The following is a 422-nucleotide window of genomic DNA, read 5'->3' on the forward strand; positions in this document are numbered from 1 at the left end:
AGCGCCGCGTCATAGAGGTTGGAAAACAAGTCGGAGGGGTCGCGCCACGACTTCCCTGATTCGCTTTTGCCGGGCGCCGTGCCGACAACGTTGTTCGCCTGACTCAGGGTCTCCAGACCGCTGGCGAGGTCCAGTATGAGGCTTTCGCCAAAGGTGGCGGCTTCATCCAGTAAACCGGGTAGCCTTTGTTGGGTCTGCTTTACAAAGTCGTCCAACTCGCCCCGAATGCTGCTGTTCAGATTGACCGTCAACGTGTTGAGCAGGGCCTCGCTGACCAGGGATTTTTCGCCAGTCAGTTCCTGTCGCGCGAGAAAAAGTGCAGGCCGCAGCGTCATGCGGGCGGGAGCGGTGGCCGGGGCCGGCATCAGACCGATCAGATTGATGCTTGCGATCGCCCAGTCCGAGGTATCACGGTCCTCGCG

1 protein-coding gene is annotated in these 422 nt (G+C 60.7%); it reads right to left on the reverse strand.

The features are described from left to right. A partial coding sequence (locus DIE11_RS36680) for a hypothetical protein (RefSeq protein ID WP_185633885.1) occupies positions 1-422 on the reverse strand: 422 nt, incomplete at both ends.

The sequence above is a fragment of the Burkholderia sp. Bp9012 genome, from assembly GCF_003853825.1.
Lineage (GTDB): Bacteria > Pseudomonadota > Gammaproteobacteria > Burkholderiales > Burkholderiaceae > Burkholderia > Burkholderia diffusa.